This is a genomic window from Rhodoferax sp. (assembly GCF_030653815.1).
Lineage (GTDB): Bacteria > Pseudomonadota > Gammaproteobacteria > Burkholderiales > Burkholderiaceae_C > Rhodoferax.
The window spans coordinates 78113-94580 of sequence record NZ_JAURYQ010000016.1; the positions used below are offsets into that span (position 1 = coordinate 78113).

The 16468-nt window shown below is 61.6% G+C and carries 21 protein-coding genes; 2 read left to right on the forward strand and 19 right to left on the reverse strand.

The genetic code is table 11. The features are described 5' to 3' along the window. Positions 1 to 5 precede the first annotated feature (5 nt). The 7 genes from Q7U49_RS06020 to Q7U49_RS06050 all read right to left on the reverse strand — a co-directional run bounded on the left by Q7U49_RS06020 (position 6) and on the right by Q7U49_RS06050 (position 5520). The gene (locus Q7U49_RS06020) at positions 6 to 1106 is read right to left on the reverse strand and encodes a c-type cytochrome (RefSeq protein ID WP_304763154.1); all 1101 of its coding nucleotides are present in this window, start codon (positions 1104 to 1106) and stop codon (positions 6 to 8) included. Then, positions 1090 to 2454, reverse strand: a complete 1365-nt coding sequence (soxC, locus tag Q7U49_RS06025) for a sulfite dehydrogenase (protein ID WP_304763156.1) — start codon at positions 2452 to 2454, stop codon at positions 1090 to 1092. The genes Q7U49_RS06020 and soxC overlap by 17 nt, the downstream gene beginning before the upstream one ends. A 62-nt stretch (positions 2455 to 2516) precedes the next feature. After that, positions 2517 to 2849 carry a helix-turn-helix transcriptional regulator gene (locus tag Q7U49_RS06030; RefSeq protein ID WP_304763157.1) on the reverse strand — a complete coding sequence of 111 codons (333 nt, stop codon included), beginning with the start codon at positions 2847 to 2849 and terminating at the stop codon, positions 2517 to 2519. Between the two features lie 117 nt (positions 2850 to 2966). Next, complete coding sequence (locus tag Q7U49_RS06035) at positions 2967 to 3299, reverse strand: hypothetical protein (RefSeq protein WP_304763159.1); 333 nt, start codon at positions 3297 to 3299, stop codon at positions 2967 to 2969. A 63-nt stretch (positions 3300 to 3362) separates the two neighbouring features. After that, positions 3363 to 4070 carry a Crp/Fnr family transcriptional regulator gene (locus Q7U49_RS06040; RefSeq protein ID WP_304763160.1) on the reverse strand — a complete coding sequence of 236 codons (708 nt, stop codon included), beginning with the start codon at positions 4068 to 4070 and terminating at the stop codon, positions 3363 to 3365. Positions 4071 to 4078: 8 nt separating this feature from the next. After that, entirely contained in the window at positions 4079 to 4561 is a 483-nt protein-coding gene (locus tag Q7U49_RS06045) for a hypothetical protein (RefSeq protein ID WP_304763161.1), read from the reverse strand. Next, complete coding sequence (locus Q7U49_RS06050) at positions 4561 to 5520, reverse strand: MBL fold metallo-hydrolase (RefSeq protein ID WP_304763163.1); 960 nt, start codon at positions 5518 to 5520, stop codon at positions 4561 to 4563. Before Q7U49_RS06050 ends, Q7U49_RS06045 begins: the two co-directional genes overlap by 1 nt. A 78-nt stretch (positions 5521 to 5598) precedes the next feature. Here Q7U49_RS06050 and Q7U49_RS06055 point away from each other — a divergent pair, with 78 nt between their 5' ends. Continuing rightward, on the forward strand, positions 5599 to 6735 hold the full coding sequence (locus Q7U49_RS06055; protein WP_304763165.1) for a YeeE/YedE family protein: 1137 nt from the start codon (positions 5599 to 5601) through the stop codon (positions 6733 to 6735). Between the two features lie 45 nt (positions 6736 to 6780). Here the strand turns inward: Q7U49_RS06055 and Q7U49_RS06060 are convergent, their stop codons facing one another. From Q7U49_RS06060 to Q7U49_RS06070, 3 genes are read right to left on the reverse strand one after another with little or no spacing between them, the layout of a single operon-like run. Further along, the gene (locus tag Q7U49_RS06060) at positions 6781 to 7380 is read right to left on the reverse strand and encodes a cytochrome c (RefSeq protein WP_304763166.1); all 600 of its coding nucleotides are present in this window, start codon (positions 7378 to 7380) and stop codon (positions 6781 to 6783) included. Positions 7381 to 7386: 6 nt separating this feature from the next. Next, positions 7387 to 8679 (reverse strand): NAD(P)/FAD-dependent oxidoreductase, encoded by a 1293-nt coding sequence (locus tag Q7U49_RS06065; protein WP_304763168.1) that lies wholly within the window; start codon positions 8677 to 8679, stop codon positions 7387 to 7389. 11 nt (positions 8680 to 8690) lie between these two features. After that, complete coding sequence (locus Q7U49_RS06070) at positions 8691 to 8993, reverse strand: class I cytochrome c (protein ID WP_304763169.1); 303 nt, start codon at positions 8991 to 8993, stop codon at positions 8691 to 8693. A gap of 168 nt (positions 8994 to 9161) precedes the next feature. On the opposite strand from Q7U49_RS06070, the gene Q7U49_RS06075 reads away from it, so the two are divergent. After that, positions 9162 to 9575: a DsrE family protein gene (locus Q7U49_RS06075; RefSeq protein WP_304763171.1), complete on the forward strand. Its 414-nt coding sequence runs from the start codon at positions 9162 to 9164 to the stop codon at positions 9573 to 9575. 77 nt (positions 9576 to 9652) lie between these two features. Here the strand turns inward: Q7U49_RS06075 and Q7U49_RS06080 are convergent, their stop codons facing one another. The 9 genes from Q7U49_RS06080 to Q7U49_RS06120 form a co-directional block, all read right to left on the reverse strand. Further along, positions 9653 to 10981, reverse strand: coding sequence for an OmpP1/FadL family transporter (locus tag Q7U49_RS06080; protein WP_304763173.1), 1329 nt, complete (start codon positions 10979 to 10981; stop codon positions 9653 to 9655). Between the two features lie 84 nt (positions 10982 to 11065). Beyond that, positions 11066 to 11704 carry a Rieske 2Fe-2S domain-containing protein gene (locus Q7U49_RS06085; protein WP_304763175.1) on the reverse strand — a complete coding sequence of 213 codons (639 nt, stop codon included), beginning with the start codon at positions 11702 to 11704 and terminating at the stop codon, positions 11066 to 11068. A 19-nt stretch (positions 11705 to 11723) separates the two neighbouring features. Next, positions 11724 to 12545 (reverse strand): universal stress protein, encoded by an 822-nt coding sequence (locus Q7U49_RS06090; protein ID WP_304763177.1) that lies wholly within the window; start codon positions 12543 to 12545, stop codon positions 11724 to 11726. A gap of 2 nt (positions 12546 to 12547) precedes the next feature. Then, entirely contained in the window at positions 12548 to 12991 is a 444-nt protein-coding gene (locus Q7U49_RS06095) for a hypothetical protein (RefSeq protein WP_304763179.1), read from the reverse strand. 13 nt (positions 12992 to 13004) lie between these two features. Further along, the gene (locus Q7U49_RS06100) at positions 13005 to 13940 is read right to left on the reverse strand and encodes a sulfite exporter TauE/SafE family protein (protein ID WP_304763180.1); all 936 of its coding nucleotides are present in this window, start codon (positions 13938 to 13940) and stop codon (positions 13005 to 13007) included. 88 nt (positions 13941 to 14028) lie between these two features. Beyond that, entirely contained in the window at positions 14029 to 14589 is a 561-nt protein-coding gene (locus tag Q7U49_RS06105) for a DUF3365 domain-containing protein (RefSeq protein WP_304763182.1), read from the reverse strand. Positions 14590 to 14600: 11 nt separating this feature from the next. Then, the gene (locus Q7U49_RS06110; RefSeq protein WP_304763184.1) at positions 14601 to 15542 is read right to left on the reverse strand and encodes a DmsC/YnfH family molybdoenzyme membrane anchor subunit; all 942 of its coding nucleotides are present in this window, start codon (positions 15540 to 15542) and stop codon (positions 14601 to 14603) included. Between the two features lie 18 nt (positions 15543 to 15560). After that, on the reverse strand, positions 15561 to 16289 hold the full coding sequence (gene soeB / locus Q7U49_RS06115) for a sulfite dehydrogenase subunit SoeB (protein ID WP_304763186.1): 729 nt from the start codon (positions 16287 to 16289) through the stop codon (positions 15561 to 15563). After that, positions 16286 to 16468, reverse strand: a 183-nt coding sequence (locus Q7U49_RS06120) for a hypothetical protein (RefSeq protein ID WP_304763187.1), incomplete at its 5' end; no start/stop codon positions are given. The genes soeB and Q7U49_RS06120, both read right to left, overlap by 4 nt.

Below are 16468 nucleotides of genomic sequence, written 5' to 3' on the forward strand. Positions count from 1 at the left end.
GGGCGCTACTTGCCAGCCCCTGCTGCCAGCCAGACCGCAATGGTTTTGGCATCGGCAACGCTCAAGGCCTGGGCAGGCATGGGGATCGGCCCCCAGACACCCGCGCCACCAGCTTTGATCTTGTTGGCCAGGTAATCGACCTGGCCTGAATATTTCTTGGCAATGTCGGTGTAAGCCGGGCCGACGATCTTGTTGCTCATGCCGTGGCAGATCAGGCAGCCATTTTTTTGCAGCAGGGCCGTTGCTTTCTTGGCATCCGGTTTGCCGGTATCAGCACCACTGGCAGGCGCCTCGACTTGCGGCTTGGGCGCCACAGGCAGCGCTGGCTTGTCGCCTATTTTTGGCTCCGGCTTCGTGGTGTCGGCGCCGAGCTGGGCACCCACCAGGCGGTTTTGCTCGGCCAGGTTGCCGTGGGCATTGCGCGCAAAGTCAGGCAGGAACGACGCCAGCTTGGGTTCGGGCGTGCAGTCTTTCATGCAGGCCACATTGCGGGTGTCGGGCTTGCCGGCGCCACCAAATTCCTTGCCCGGCCACAGCGCGTGGTCGGTCGTCATACCGTTGCGGTTGGGCATGCGCGCCTGCACATCACGAATGGTTTTCTCGTTGAGCGTGAAGTCATCGGGCACGATGGTCGCAATGTTGAGCATGAACGCCACCACCGCATAGACCTCGTCGGTTTTCAGGGTCTTGGGCGCGTTCCAGGGCATGGCCCGGTTGACGAAATCCCACACCGTTGAAATGCTCGACACCTTCATGAAGGTGGTGCGCCCAGGGTAGCCCGGGGTGGTCAGGTTGGCGACATGGCCGGTCTGCAGGTCCTTGGGCTGAACACCGCCAATGATGGGGCTGAAGACCTCGCCAGATTCGCCAAAATAGCCGTGACAACTGGCGCACTTGCCTTCCCAGACATCCTGGCCCTGTGCCACGGTGCCCGAGCCAGCGGGCAGGCCCTTGAAGTCGGGACGCACGTCGATGTCCCAAGCTGCCACCTCCTTGGGTGTGGCGTCACGGCCAAGGCCGGTGATATTGGCCGCCGACTGGGCCAGGGCGACACCGCCAAACGCCAGCAAGGCCAGGCTGATGACTGCTTTACGAAACCTGAACATTTTTAACCTCGCCGTTTTCCTGCACCAGCCAGGACTGAATCGCATTGTTGTGATAGATCGAACGGGTGCCGCGCACCGCCCGCAATTGTTGGTAAGTGGGTTGCACAAAACCGGTTTCATCGGTGGCCCGGCTTTGGATGATGGCGGGCTTGCCATCCCACACCCAGTCAATGTTGAAACGCGTGAGCGCCTTGGACATCACCGGGCCCTGCAGGCGCGTGCTGCGCCAGTTGCGGCCACCGTCCACCGAGACGTCGACCTTTTTGATCTTGCCCTTGCCGCTCCAGGCCAGGCCGGTGATGTTGTAAAAACCTTTGTCCAGCAGCACCTGGCCGCCGGACGGTGTGGTCACCACGCTCTTGCACTCCTGGATGCCTGAATACTGGCGGTGCTGGCCATTGGGCATGAGGTCCATGTAATGGATGGCTTCGTCCTTGGTGCCGTAAGGCTTGTCACCGACCTCAAGGCGGCGCAGGTACTTGACCCAGCTCACGCCCTGAATGCCGGGCACGATCAAGCGTAGCGGATAGCCTTGCTCGGGGCGCAGCATCTCGCCGTTCTGGCCGTAAGCCACAAACACCTCGCCGGATTTGATCAGGCTCATGGGAATGGTGCGGGTCATGGACGAGCCGTCCGCGCCCTCGGCCAGCACAAACTTGCCGTTCTTCAGATCGGCACCCGCCAGCTCCAGCAAGGTGATGAGCGGCACGCCGGTGAATTCGCTGCACGACACCATGCCGTGGGTGTACTGCACGGTGGGCACCGCCACGTTGCCCCACTCAACCGCGGTATTGGCGCCACATTCAATAAAGTGGAAACGCGACACCGCCGGCAAACGCATGATTTCATCGAGCGTGAACACCTTGGCCGACTTCACCATGCCGTTGATCATGAGCCGGTGTTTGGACGGGTCGATGTCCCACCAGCCCTGGTGGTGACGCTCAAAGTGCAGACCACTGGGGGTGACGATGCCAAACAGCGACTGCAGCGGGGCAAACGACACCGAGGCCTGCGTGGTCTGGGTCAAGCCCGGGCTTTGTCGGCGTTGCACACCGGATTCGTATTGCGAAGGTTTGCCGTAGCCGTCGTTCTGTGCCACGCCCTGCCCCAGGCCGACGCTGTGCGCCGGCAGGTTCAAAATATTCGGGTCACCGCCCTCGGTCGGCACCGGGTTGCCTTGCGCCAGCGCGACGGGCACGACAGCGCCAGCCGCAGCTGCCGCAAAGGCATTGCGAATAAAGTCGCGACGACCTTTCTTGGCTTCTGCAAAAACGGCTTTGATGCCGTCCCTGTTCAGAAAATTCTCGGGGGCCTTGATCAGCCTGCCCGAGCTCACACTTTGTTCCATTCAAAAAACTCCTGTTACGCGTTCCGTTCACCATGCCCGGTACGCTGCAAAACTTCACCCCGTCAGACAGGAACCTCAAACACGGTCCCGCCACCCTCAAAATTCGAACACAGCAGCTTGCAAATCAAGGCTTGTGATTCGGCCGCCAGACGGTAAAAAATCTGATGCCCGCTGCGCCGCTTGGACAGCACACCAGCCTGGTACAAGACCTGCAGATGTCGCGACATATTGGGCTGGGAGGCCTCAATGTGCGCCAGCAAATGCGTCACATTCTGCTCACCGTGACACAAAATCCGAATGATCTGCAAGCGCACCGGTGTCGACAAAACCCCAAAAAGCTCTGCTGCGCGTTCCGGCGTCAGCGAGGAGATTTCCGGGAATCCTGCACCACTCATTGATTAAATCCATATATTCGGATTTATTAATGTAAGACAATTTTACAGAAAAACCACTGGGGTTTTCACCTACGCAAGGTGAAACAAGGGAGGCAAGAAGACCTGGCGCGCGCCAGGCTACTTGAAGCGGTAGTGGTCGCGGTTCAGCACGGCCGCAATCGAGGTCACTTCTTCGGGGAAAAAAGCGAGGTTCAGGACCGTGTTGCAAGCATCCACCTGACCGCGCAGCAGGCCCAGGGAATTGATGCGGCCGCCCGGGCGATAAATGCCATTGCCGTCACCACCCACATTGCGGATGTGGCAGGCATCGCACTGGTTTTCAGCAATGAGCTTCTCGCCCAGCTTCAAATCAGCCCCCTCGTAAAGCGCAGGCACGTCTTGCGCCAGGGCCACGCTGGCGACCCAGGCCGGCAAGGCCCACAGAAGGTGTTTCAGGAGAGCATTTGACATACGCCAATGATCAAGCAAGCGTAAAGCCCTGCCTATCAGGAGTTACCCTGACGGCGAATCAACTCATGCGCTCGACAGGCACTGCGGCTGTTGCACCCGGTAGATGCGCCCCTGTTTGTCCAGCGGTTTGATCACCTCTTCGCGCACAAGGCGGCTGATCTCGCGGCTGACGGTTTCCAGCTTGAGGTCGAGCATGGCGCCCATGTCCTCGCGCGAGAAAAGCACCGACATGTCGGGGTTGCTGGGGCTGCGCATTTTCAGCACCAGGTTGGCCACCCGCTGGCGTGCCGTGCCAAAGTTCATGTCGGCCAGCCAGTCATCGGCGTCTTTCAGCGCACGCTGCCATTTGTTCATCAACTGGCCGTGCAAGCGGGGGCTGCCGGACGCCAGCTTTTGAATGACATTGAGCGGAATGCGACACACCGAAACCGGTGTCAAGGCCACGGCATCGGTGTCATAACGCGCCCCTGCCAGCGCCTCCAGCCCAATGACATCCCCGGCGCGCAACACCCGCACGATGCGCGGGCGGCCATCGAGGGTGCTGCGCACCAGTTTCACCATGCCGCTGCGCAGCGTGAAGATGGCCTGCGCCGCACCGGCTTCGGCGTACAAGGCATCGCCTTGCGCATATTCCAGGTCATCGATGGGCGCATGGATACGGGAAAAATCATGCTCGTTGAGGTCGGCAAACAGCACCATGTCGCGAATACCGCATTGGCGGCAATCCGAGGTGCCGCGCCAGGCGGATTCGGTCTTGATGGGAATCATCATGCTGCCTTTCAGCTGGCGACAGCGGCACGCGCGGTGCGCACACGCTCATCCAGGTAAGCCCCGTAAAAGTCAGGAATGTAGCCCCCCACCATGCGCTCTGCCACTTCAACACCACCGCGGCCAAAGAACAACACGGTAGGCGCCACCTTGACGCCCCAGCGCCGGATCAGCTCGTCCTGGGTCTGCGTGACGCCGCTGAAGTCTTGCACCAGCTGACGGTTGCGCATGTCGAGTTGCACAATGGACAGGCCCGCCTGGCCCTGCATGGGTGCCAGGTAGTTGTCGCGGGCAATGACGCAAAAAGGGCACCCCACCAGGCTCACCATGAGCACCAGCGGGTTGCCTTTTTTGAGCGCGGCGGCCAGGGCATCGGGCAAGGAAGTGGGCATCGGCAAAGTGGCGGCCCGCGCGGGGCCAGCGCCCAGCAGACCCGCAGCGGCACCCGCCAGCAGGCATTGGCGACGCGTCAGGGAGAAGGTGTGGGCGGGCATCATTTGGCCTCGTGTTCGAGCTGCAGGTAGGTGTTGTACGCGTTCATGCGGTTGGCCGATTTGAACAGCGGCAGATGCACAAACTGCGACCAGTCGGTCTTTTGGTAGGCTTCCTCGAACGGTTCCATGGCCTCGGCCGCGCGGCCCATGGCGGTGCGCAGGTACACCAGGTACTCGCGCGTTTGCTGCATGTCGTGGCGCGCATCGTTGGAAACCGGACCGTGGCCGGGCACGATCACCCGGGTGTCGAAAGACAGCAACTGGTCCAGCGCCGTGATCCAGTGGCGGCTGTCAGCCTGACCCACAAAAGGAATCCGGTTACGGAACACCAGGTCGCCGGCAAACAGGACCTTCTCGGTGGGCAGGTAAAAAGCCAGGTCTTCAGGGGTGTGGGCCGGGCCGACGATACGCGCCTGAAAGCGCATGCCGCCGAGCAGCAGCTCCTGGTCGGTGTCGATCCAGGCGTCGGGCATCACCAGGCGCGTGTGCTCGTCAACCCAGGGAAACAGCTGCTCGCGCGAAGCTTCCAGGCGCAACTGCGCGGTGTCACTGTTCAGATAGTCCAGGGCCGCACGGTGCGCAAAGATTTTCGCGCCCAAGTCCTTGAACACCTGCAAGCCATAAATATGGTCCGCGTGGTAGTGCGTCACCAGCACGTGCGTGATGGGCAAGGGCGTGATCTTTTTGATTTCTGCCACCAGGCGCTTGGCCAGGGCGGGTGAACCCAGGGCGTCCACCAGCACCACACCGGCAGGCGTCACCACCACAGCCGCGTTGGAGATGAAATTCTGATTGGCCGAGGAGCCCAGTTCAGACACGCCCTGCACATACCAGACCGAAGGCGACACCTGCTGCAGCACCATGGGCGGTTGCTCGGCCGCGTGCACGGCACCCAAGCCAGCCCACAGGCAGGCGAACAGCCACAGGGCAAAACGCCAACCCAAAACATTTATTTTCAATGTGGCCTCCAAAACAGGACGTGTCAAAGCATTCTTATGCCTGTAATATAAGCGAAATATGAATTACGTGGAGCCAAAATGAACTTTGCCAGCCTGATTGAAAGCCACGGCGAGCAGGCCGTGCTGGCGCTGGGCGGCCTGGTCATTGGCGCTCTTTTCGGCTTTTTCGCCCAGCGCTCCAAGTTCTGCCTGCGCTCAGCCACGCTCGAATTCTGGCACCGCAGCTTTGGCAAAAAAGTGGCGGTCTGGCTGTTGGCCTTCTCCAGTGCCGTGGTCGGCGTGCAGTGGCTCATCCTGAGCGGCAACATGGACGCGGCCAGCACGCGTCAGATTTCCGCCACAGGCAGTATTTCGGGTGCCTTGGTAGGCGGCTTGCTGTTTGGCGTCGGCATGGTGCTGACGCGGGGCTGCGCCAGCCGCCTGCTGGTGCTGTCGGCCAACGGCAATTTGCGCGCCCTGCTCTCCGGCCTGATTTTTGCCGTCACGGCGCAAGCCGCCCTGGGCGGCGCGCTGGCGCCCTGGCGCGAAAGCATCAGCAGCTGGTGGACGGTCGATGGCGGTGCCGCACGCGACTTGTTGGCCTTGACCCACGTTGGCCCCTGGGGCGGCTTGGCCTTCGGCCTGCTATGGCTGGTGGCGGGGCTCTACTTTGCGGTGCGCAGCGGCTGCGGCCTCTGGAAATGGGCTGGGGGCATTGGTGCCGGACTGGCCGTTGCCGCGGGTTGGGGCTTCAACTACTGGGTGTCGAAAAATTCATTTGAGGTGGTACCGGTGCAGGGCCTGACCTTCAGCGGCCCCTCGGCCGAATGGCTGATGCGCGTGGTGGCCTCGCCAGCACCCGAGATCGGCTTCAATTTTGGCCTGGTGCCGGGGGTTTTCCTGGGCTCTTTCCTGGGCGCCTGGGTGGGCAAGGACTTTGTCCTGGAAGGTTTCAGGGACGGCTACAGCATGCGGCGCTATATTGTCGGTGCCGTTCTGATGGGCTTTGGCGCCATGCTGGCGGGCGGCTGTGCGGTGGGTGCCGGCATCACTGGCGGCGCCATTTTTGCGCTCACCGCCTGGCTGGCGCTGGCAGGTATGTGGGTCGGCGCGGGCCTGGCCGACCGCCTGGTCGATGCACCCACCCGGGCGCTGGTCAGTCATGCTCATCGCCACGCCCACGGCCACGCGCACACACATGACCATGCGCCGGCGCACGCGGGCATGGCGCCTTGACATGCGCCAACACCGCTGTCTGATGATTTTGGCCGCTTCCCGCAGCTATTTACCGCTGATGTAGGCCGCCACCGCCGCCATCTCCAGCGGCGTCATCTTGCTCACAATCGCGTGCATCACCGCGTTGTCATTGGTGCGCTCGCGCTGGTTGAAAAGCGTGAGCTGGGTTTCGATGTAAGAGGCATACTGCCCCGCCAGGCGTGGCAAGTTGGCCGTTCCAAATCCGTCCTTGCCATGACAACTGGCGCAGGAGGGGACACCGCTGTAGGTGTTGCCGGTGTGAAAGATGTAGCGCCCCACTGCTGCCAGATCAGTGTCCTTGACGGTCTCGGGCGCAACCGGTTTGCGCTCAAAATACTGACCCAGCGCCAGCATTTCATCGGCCGTCAGGCGGCCTGACATGTCGGCCATGGCCGTGCTTTTGCGCTTGCCGGTCTTGAAGTTGTCAAGCTGCTTGGCAATGTACTCGGCATGCTGGCCGGCCAGCTTGGGAAACACCTCGCTGGCCGACTCACCGTTTTCACCATGGCACAAAAAACACGAGCCCATGACAAGTTTTTTCGCCCGCGCCTGGTCGGCCTGAGCCCAGCTGGCGCCCATGGCCAGCGCCAGCAGCGACGCGATCAAGGTTTTTTTCAGCTTCATGGGCATTTACACCAGCGTATCTGCCCAGATGTTTTGCGCCCAGGCCAACGCATAACGCCCTTCGAGTTCATTGGCGGCTTTGGAGACGCCACCGGAGCCCGCCACCGTGACCATGGTCTTCTTGACCGGGTCATAGGTGTGCACGCTGGCCACATGCACCACGTCTTCGGCACTGACGAAGCTGTAGCAGGTGTTGTTGTAGATCGGCGACGCATTGGGCGTCTGGCCGGTCAACAAGGCCACCACCGCGGCGGCACAGGTTTTGCCATGCTGGTTGGCCATGTGGCCGGACTTGGGCATGGCCGGTGCGGCCAAAATGGAATCGCCCAGCACATGGATGTTTTTGGCCGCCTTCGACTCAAAGGTCAAAAAGTCCACCTCGCACCAACGCTTGTTGGCCGTGGCCAAGCCACTCTGCACGGCGATGGACCCGGCGCGCATGGGCGGAATCACGTTGAGCACATCGGCCTTGACGTCGTCCTGAAACTCGAACTTGAGGGTGTTGGTTGCGGCATCCACATCGGACAAGGCGTGCTTGCCGCGGAATTCAACCATGCCCTGGTAGCGCTCAGCCCAGGCCTTCTTGAACAAAGGCCCCTTGGACGTGACGTCTTCGTTGGCATCGAGAATGAGGACCTTGGACTTGGGCTTGACTTTCTGGAAATAGCTGGCCACCTGGCAGGCGCGCTCGTAGGGGCCGGGCGGGCAACGGTAGGGTGCCAGCGGAATCGACATGGCATAGACACCGCCATCAGGCATGGCTTCGAGCTGCTTGCGCAGCGCCACGGTCTGCGCCCCGGCTTTCCACGCATGCAGCACCTTGTCCTGCGCGCCAGGCTTGGCCATGCCGGGCAGGGTTTCCCACATGAAGTCAATGCCGGGCGACAAGATCAGCCGGTCATAAGGCAGCTCGGACCCACTGGCCAGCTTGACGATGCGCTTGTCGGCATCGATGGACGTCACCGTGTCACGCACCACGTTGACGCCGTGGTTTTTGCTGAGGCCGCTGTACGGCGTGGTGATGTCGGCCATGGTTTTGACGCCACCGATCACCAGGTTGGACATCGGGCAGGAAATGAAGGAGGCGTTGGGCTCCACCAGCGTCACGGCAATGCCGTAGTCGGACCACATGCGCACATATTTGGCGGCCGTGGCACCGGCAAAACCACCACCCACCACCACCACTTTGGGCCCCTTGCCGCCCGCGGTGCTGGCACAGCCCGACAACATCCCCAGGCTGCCCAAGGCACCCAGGGCCGAACCCGCACCCAATGTTCTGACAAATTGACGACGTAACATGTTCGTTCCCCTTATTTCTTCTGTGCGGCAAAGTAGCCGGCGAGCTGTTCAATCTGCGCGTCGGAGTAGCCCGCGGCGAGCTGATGCATCAGCGTGGCGGGCTTTTTGCCCGTTTTGTAGTCCAGCATCTTTTTCTGCAGGTCTTCCTTTTTTTGCCCCGCCAGGCTGTCCATGCCCTGCAGCGCCACGCCGTTGGTGCCGTGGCAAGCCGAGCAGGAGGCGGCCATGCTGCGCACCTGCAGCGCGTCGGCGCTGGCCCAGCAAGAAAGACCGGCGAGCGCCAGGCCCGCAAGCAATCGGTTTATTTTTTTCATATGATGTCCTTGAGTAGCCTAATCGTGAAAGAACCCATCCGTCCCCAGGATAAACAAAGTGAAACTTATTTATCAGTCGCTTCGGATATATAAATGGTACTGTGTGCAGCGCGAGGCTGTCACGGTACAAACCCGCACTATTTCAAAAAAATCGACAGGACACAAGCCATGGTGAAACTTTTACTCACTTTTTTACTGAGCCTGAGCACCACGCTGGCCAGCGCCCAGGGGCCCGGCGTGGTCTACCACATCACCACCGGCCTGGACACCGTGGCCGCGGCCATGAGCAACATCCAGAACCACCTCAGTGCCGACCCCAAGGTCAAGATTGTGGTCGTGACCAATGGCCCGGGCATTGACTTTTTGATCTCTGATGCCAAAGACAGCAAGGGCCGCGAATTCTCGGGCGCGGTGGCCGACCTGGCGGGCCAGGGCGTGGAGTTCAGGGTCTGCAACAACACCCTGGTGACGCGCAACCTCGACCCCGACAGCCTGCTGATGGAGTCCACGCTGGTGCCCTCCGGCGTGGCCGAAGCCGCCCGGCTGCAGCTCAAGGAGAGCTACGCCTACATCAAGCCCTGAAACGAGCGTGGGCGCTGCCATTGACTGGCAGCGCCCACTTGGTTCAAGCCGGATCAATCAGGCAGGGCAAGCCAGCTTCAGAAACGGTGGCTGTACATGAACTGCCAGTTGGTCTGGGAGTGGGAAATAATGACGGCTTGCGGCGTTGTGACCGTCACCTTGGGGGCCATGGTGAGCGACATGTTGAAGTCGCCCGCCTTGGACACCTGGTAGCCCAGACCCAGGGTCACGTGGTTTTTGACCGTGGCTGGGAACAAGGGGTTCACGTAGGCATCGGGAATCGGGTTGCCCGCCAGGTTCAAGCCAGCGCGCAGCGTGAGCGCTTCATTGGCTTTCCAGGCCAGGCCCAGATTCAACACCGTCTGGTCTTTCCATTCCTGCGGCATGGCAAAACTCACTGATCCACGCCCCATTGAGCTGTCATAACGCATCTTGAAACTCTTCATGGCGTCATTCCAGCCAATGTACTTCAGATCGGCAGCCAACAGCAGGGCGGGACTGGCTTGCCAGCTGGCACCCACGGCGAACACCGAGGGCATCTGGAAGTCAATCACTGTCATCCGCCCAAAATCAGTAATACCAGTATCCGTTGCAATGCTAGCCCCACTGCTGCCCGTTTCCATGTCGTCGAGCGCCGACTTGAACTGGTACGAAGCACCCACCATGACATCTTTATTGACCTTGTAGGTCATACCCAATGCGGCACCAAAGCCTGTGGATTTTGCAGCGCCAGTGAAATCGTTATCGTCCGAAAAACTAAGGCGTGCCGCGCTGGCACCAGCAAAAGGATTAGTCATATCTTGCGCGACAAAGCTACCGCTTCCGCCAGTCATCATGGCACCCAAATCCTGCATAGATGCAGCCATTTGCATATCCAGCGATGACCACATGAATTTCAGCGTCGCACCGACTGTCAGGTTTGGATTGACCTGGTAAGCCACCGGAAAGATCACATTGCCAACACCCAATTCAGATCGAGCAGGCAAATTAAAACCTCCGGCCATGAACGAAGTCGCATCGTACTCGGTCCCCATGCCGCCCTGGGCAAACACGCCCAGACCATAGGTGAGCGCACCATTACGACGGGTATAGCCAAAAGCCGGCATCAAGTAAGACGTGCCACCTGATTCGGCTGTCGGCCTGCCTGCCATTGAGCTGGAGACATCCGGCCCCAGAATACCAAAGGCCACATCCAGGCGCGCCGTGCCGTCAGCCATCATGCCCAGCGTGGCCGGATTTTGCGCCATGCCGGCATTGCCGTGATCAATCGCTTGAGAAGCGCCACCCATGCCGGTGGAGATCGGGCCATAGCCTTCCATCAGCATGCCGTTGGTGGCATGCGCCGACCCGGCCGCAAGCAGTGCACACAGGGGGGTCAACAAAAATAACTTGCGGGACGCTTTCATGTAATTCTCCGGTTGTAATAATAAAAAAATACGCGGGGCTTCACTTTGGGGGTGATGGGGAAGCGTCAAAAACCGCTGCCGGGCTTACCAAAAAGCCAGCAAGCGGCCCTTGACCACTTTGGATTCGATGCGCGTGAGGGGGGTTTTGCCCTTCTTGATGCAGTCGCCGCTTTTGACGTCGAATTGCCATTGGTGTTTGGGGCAGGTCAAGGTGGTGCCTTTGACTGCCAGTTCGGGGATGTCGGTGTTCTGGTGCGGGCAGTGGCTGTCATACACCTGGTAACTTTTTTTGTCGCGGTAGACAAACAGGCCGCGCCCCTGGCACTCGGTGCGCGTGACCTCGCCGTCCTTGATGTCCTTGCTGGCAATCAGATCGCGCCATTCGGCAGCAGCAGGCGCTTTTTGGGTGATGACGTCCGGATCAAAACCGGGGATGTTCATGTCCAGAATAATGTCCACCGCCCAGGTGATCTTGGCCAGACCCAGCGCCGGAAACGCCATCAGCAGCGCATCGAGCACTTCCATGGGGGTGCAACCCTCGCGCAGGGCGCGACCCAGGTACTGACGAAAGCCACGGTCGGTTTGCGAATAAACCTTGGTAATGACCGAAATCAGGTTGCGTGTCTTGGGGTCAAGGTGGGTGCCCGTTTGCTTCAGGAAGGCAAAGTAATGGCTGATGGTCTCGGGCCGGGTTTTGATCAAATAGTTCAGTGCGTCACTCATGGTGAATTTCCTCCAAAAATCAAGAATGCAAAACCAGGACCGGGTGCTCGGACAGCCCCATGACCTTCTGCGCCACGCCACCCAGCAGAGCACGGCCAATGCCGGGCTCGCCACGGCTGCCCATCACGATCAGGTCGGCGTCGCACGCGACCCGGGCCGCCAGAATTTCATTGAAGGGCTTGCCCACGCGCACCTCGCCCTGCGCCGCCACGCCGAGCGCATGCGCTTGAATGAGCATCTCAGAGACAAACGCGTCGGCTTGCGCTCGCAAGGCATCGGCGACGACGACGCTGACCAGATGCAGCGGCAAAGCACACTGGGCCGCCACGGCCACGGCCGTAGCCACAATCTGGCGCCCGGTCGGCGTGGCCTCGGCCGCCACCAGCACGCGCCGCTGCCACAACCGGGCTTCGCGCGGCACGATCAGCACATGACACGGCGCATGCGTGACCACCTTGCTGACCATTTCACCGACCAGCAAATTGGCCAGCAAACCGCGCTTGCCGCGGCGGCGGATGATGATGACGTCACTGCCCTGCTCGCGCGCCTCGTCCACGATTTCCTGGTAGGGCTCGGCGCCGCGGCGCAGGCGCAGGTCAATGGCCACGCCCGCAGCCTGGGCCTGTTGGCGCAGCTCGGCAATTTTGACTGCCGCTTCCTGCTCGGCCTTGGCGGCGATTTGCGGTGCAATGGCCTCGAATTCAGGGTTGCTGACCAGCGGCAGCACCGTGGCCAGGGGCAACTGGCAGCGCTGCGCCAGGGCAAAACCCATGGCCTCGGCACCCTCATCAAATTCACTGTGCTCGGTGGCCAGCAGCAGCCGGGTAAATAACTGCGCCATGCTCAGTGCCCCCCCGTCAGCAGCCCGGAGGCTGCCAACAACAACACCGCCAGAATCACGGCACAAATCACCGCGTAAACCGTGTCCTTGCGCTTGCCATAGAGCAGCATCAACCCCAGCAGCGGCGCCATGGAGCTGGCTGCCAGCAGGCCAATACCGACCAGGTTGGCCAGGTCGCCATGGTAGGCCAGCGCCAGCCAGCCCCAACCGGCGGGCGTGGCCGTGCGTTGCAGGTAGGTGTCCACCGGCAAGTTCCAGAGGCTGGGTAATTGGTCCAGCGGCACATGCGGCGGCAGAATGCCAGACACATAGCCGGCAAAGGCCAGCAGCAAGGCCAGCACCCCCAGGCGTGTGCTCCAGTCGAGCAACAAGGCATAACGCTGGGACTCGTCCCGTTGTTGTTGGGCGTGCAGTTGTTGCGCGGCGGTGAGTTGTTCGCTTGTCATGGTTTGTCAGCCCTCAGATCCACACACCCAAACCCTTGAGCAGGGCGCGCAGTCCGGCAAACAGCAACAGTGTAATCACCATTTTGCGGATCACCGAGCCTTTGAGCACATGCAGCAGGCGCGCGCCGATGCGGGCGCCCAGCATCATGCCGACCACCGAGGGCACGGCGATCATGGGCAGCACGGCGCCCCGGTTCAGGTAAACCCAGGCGGCAGACGAGTCAACCAGCGACAGCACCAGGCCCGAGGTACCGGCCGACACCTTGAGCGGCACGCCCATGAGCAGATTGAGCGCGGGCACGTTGGCCCAGCCGGCGCCAATGCCAAACATGCCGGCCATGACGCCGATCAGCAAAAACACCAGCAGGCCCAGCGGCGTGCGGTGCACCTGCCAGTCAATGGCGCGGCCCGAGGCGCCGTCAATGAAGACACCGTGCATCCCCAGTGCGCTCGACAGCCGGTCGGGCTGCGCCACATGGGGAAATTCTGATTTTTTGGCCGCCAGCATGAGGGCCACAATGCCCAGCACGATCAGGCCCAGCGCAATCTGGATGACCGAAGCGGGCAGCGCCAGCCCCAGCAGCGCGCCGCCGATCGAGCTCATGCAGGCCAGCAGTGCCAATGGCAGCGCCAGCCGCACACTGGCCAGGCCGCCACGCAGCAGCATGGGCCCGGCCGCCAGCGCACTGGCCAGCGCCACCAGCAAACCGGCGCCACGCACGAAGTCGAGGTGAAACGGAAAGAAACCGCCAATGATCGGCACAAACAGCGTGCCGCCGCCAATGCCGGCGGGCACCGCCACGATGCCGATCAGGAAGCAGGTGACAAACAGCGCCAGCGGCCAGAACCACCAGGGCATGGAACTGGCAGGCACCACGCTGTCGGCAGCGTAGGCGGGCAAGACCAGCCACAGTAACAACAGCAGCGCCAGACCGGCGTGGCGCAGCATCCGGGAAGTCGACCAGAGCGGCCGCGGTGGAAGGGCAAAAACAGTCATCAAAATTGGTCCGTTGGCGTTACGGCTCTTGGCTGTGGCCTCACAGGGCCCGGCGGATCGTCATGGCGCCGCGAATCTGGCCGATGCTGTAGCCCGTGCCTTTGTCGCCGGGGTAGTGCTTTTGCAATTGCGCGCTGACCTCGGGCTTGATCTTGTCAGGGGTGCCGTGGCAGGCCAGGCAGATTTGCTGCACCGGCAAGGCCTTCATGTAGCGGTATTCCTTGCGCTCGCCGTTGGTCACCAGCTCGCCTTTCTCCAGCGTAGCCGGGCTCTCACCGGCAGCGGCACGGCGGTCAAAGTCTTCCAGTGCGGCGCGTTCCCAGGCGTCGGGCACGGCCTTGGGGTTGCGGTTTTGCAAACTGACACGGCGGATGGTCCAGCCGCTTTGCTCTGACGCGGCCTTGGCCATTTGTGGTGCCTTGTCGCGGCAGACCTCCACGGCGGACTCCGGCCCGCCCTTGGCGATTTCATCGGTGAGCACCTGCAGCAACTTCGGCGGGACGGCGCTGGCGACTTTGCGCGCTTCGGCCAACTCGGGCGTGTCTTGCGCCACGGCGTTCAGACCCAGCATCAAGACCATGGGCAACAGGATGTTTCGCATGATGACGTCCTTCAGGAGATGGTTTGGTAGTACAGATTTTGCGGGTGGTTGGCCTGCGCAAAAAAGAACCAGCGCTCGGCCAGCAAACCCAGGTATTGCAGCACAAAGGCCAGCAGCAGCAACACGGTGGAAGCCGTGTTGACGCCGAGTGCCAGGCTCAGCAGCGGCAGCGGAAACACCAGCAACAAAAACGCCCATTTGACCGAGCGCAGCAGCTGCGCGCTGCGGCCATGAAAGAACTCACGGGTGTTGAACGAGCCGCCCATGAAGCCCTGCGCTTTTTGCACGATGCGCGGGTGCTTGATGCCAATGGCGCTTTGCAGGCTGGACTTGGGCTTGAGCCGGGCGTTGCGCACCAGCGACGCGCTGCGCGTCACCCAGGCCAGCAGCGTGAGTGCCGCTGCGGCCAAAGCGTAAGGCGTGACCAGCGCCATCATGCCGAAGCCGGCGGCCAAGAGCGTGGCCAGCGTCAACCCCGAGGCACAGCCCAGCAGCAGGTAGTTGACCAGGGTCAGCGGGCTGGCCCATTCCTGCAAAAAGCGCACCGAGGCATAAATCATGGCCGTGGCCACGAACAGCGCCAGGCACAGCAGCACCGTCACCGCGCCAATCAGCTTGGTGTTGCCCAAGCCAAACCAGTGCGCCACAGCGTACAAAAACAGGCCCAGCATGAACAGCGGCAAGGCAATCACCTCACGCGCCAGCCATGAGGTGCGCCACATGGTGGCCGAACGCCAGGCGCGCTCCGGGTGCCCCAGGTGGAAGAACGAAGCCAGCAGACCCAGGCCGGTCAGCACCAGTGCCACGGCACTGGCCGTAGACAAAAATTGCTGGCTCTCCAGCGCCGTGAGCGCCCCCAGGCCGCTGAGTTCGGTGCCGTACAGGGCCAGAAACAGCCCTTGCGCCGCACCGGCGAGCGTGGTTAAAAAAATCACAGAAAAAGCGGGTTGCATCGTCGTTGTGTCCGGGGTTCAGGTTGCAAAGTCTTCACGCCCGGCGCCACGGCCGGCGTACTCGGGTTGTTTGCCGTCGAGCTTGAGCGGGTTGTCGACGCGCTCCAGGTCTTCAGGGTGAATGCGGATCTCGGTCTTGCGCCGCGGCAGGTAATGGTTGGCCGGACGCGTGCCCCACTCGGGCATGAGCTGGTAACCGCCGCGCTCGGCAATGGCCTTGGAGACCACCGACTCGGGGTCGTGCACGTCGCCAAAAAGCCGGGCGTTGGCCGGACAGGCCAGCACGCAGGCGGGCTTGCGCTCGGGCTCGGGCAACTTGGTGTCGGTGACACGGTCGACGCACAGCGTGCACTTGGTCATGACCTTGCGCTCTTCGTCGAACTCGCGCGCACCGTAGGGGCAGGCCCAACTGCAGTATTTGCAGCCAATGCACTTGTCGTAGTCGACCAGCACAATGCCGTCTTCGGCGCGTTTGTAGCTGGCGCCGGTGGGGCATACCGGCACGCAAGGCGGATCTTCGCAGTGCAGGCAGCTCTTGGGAAAGTGCACGGTTTGGGTGTTCGGGTACTCACCCACTTCAAAGGTCTGCACCCGGTTGAAAAAAGTGCCGTTGGGGTCTGCTGCGTAGGGATTGATATCCGTCAAGGCGCCGGCTGTGCCGGAGGTGTTCCACTGCTTGCAGCTGGTCACGCAGGCATGGCAACCCACACACACATTGAGGTCGATGACGAGGGCAAGTTGGGTCATTTCGTGTCTCCCTTGCCCGCGAAATAGGCCTGGATGCGTGGCAGCACCTGGCGCATGCCAGGGGCTGCGGGTACCGCCTTGAACTGTGGAAATGTTTGTTCAGGCTCGCCTTCGGCGGCCTTGTAAATGCGCACCCGCACGTCGTACCAGGCAGCCTGGCCGGTGATGGGGTCGGAATT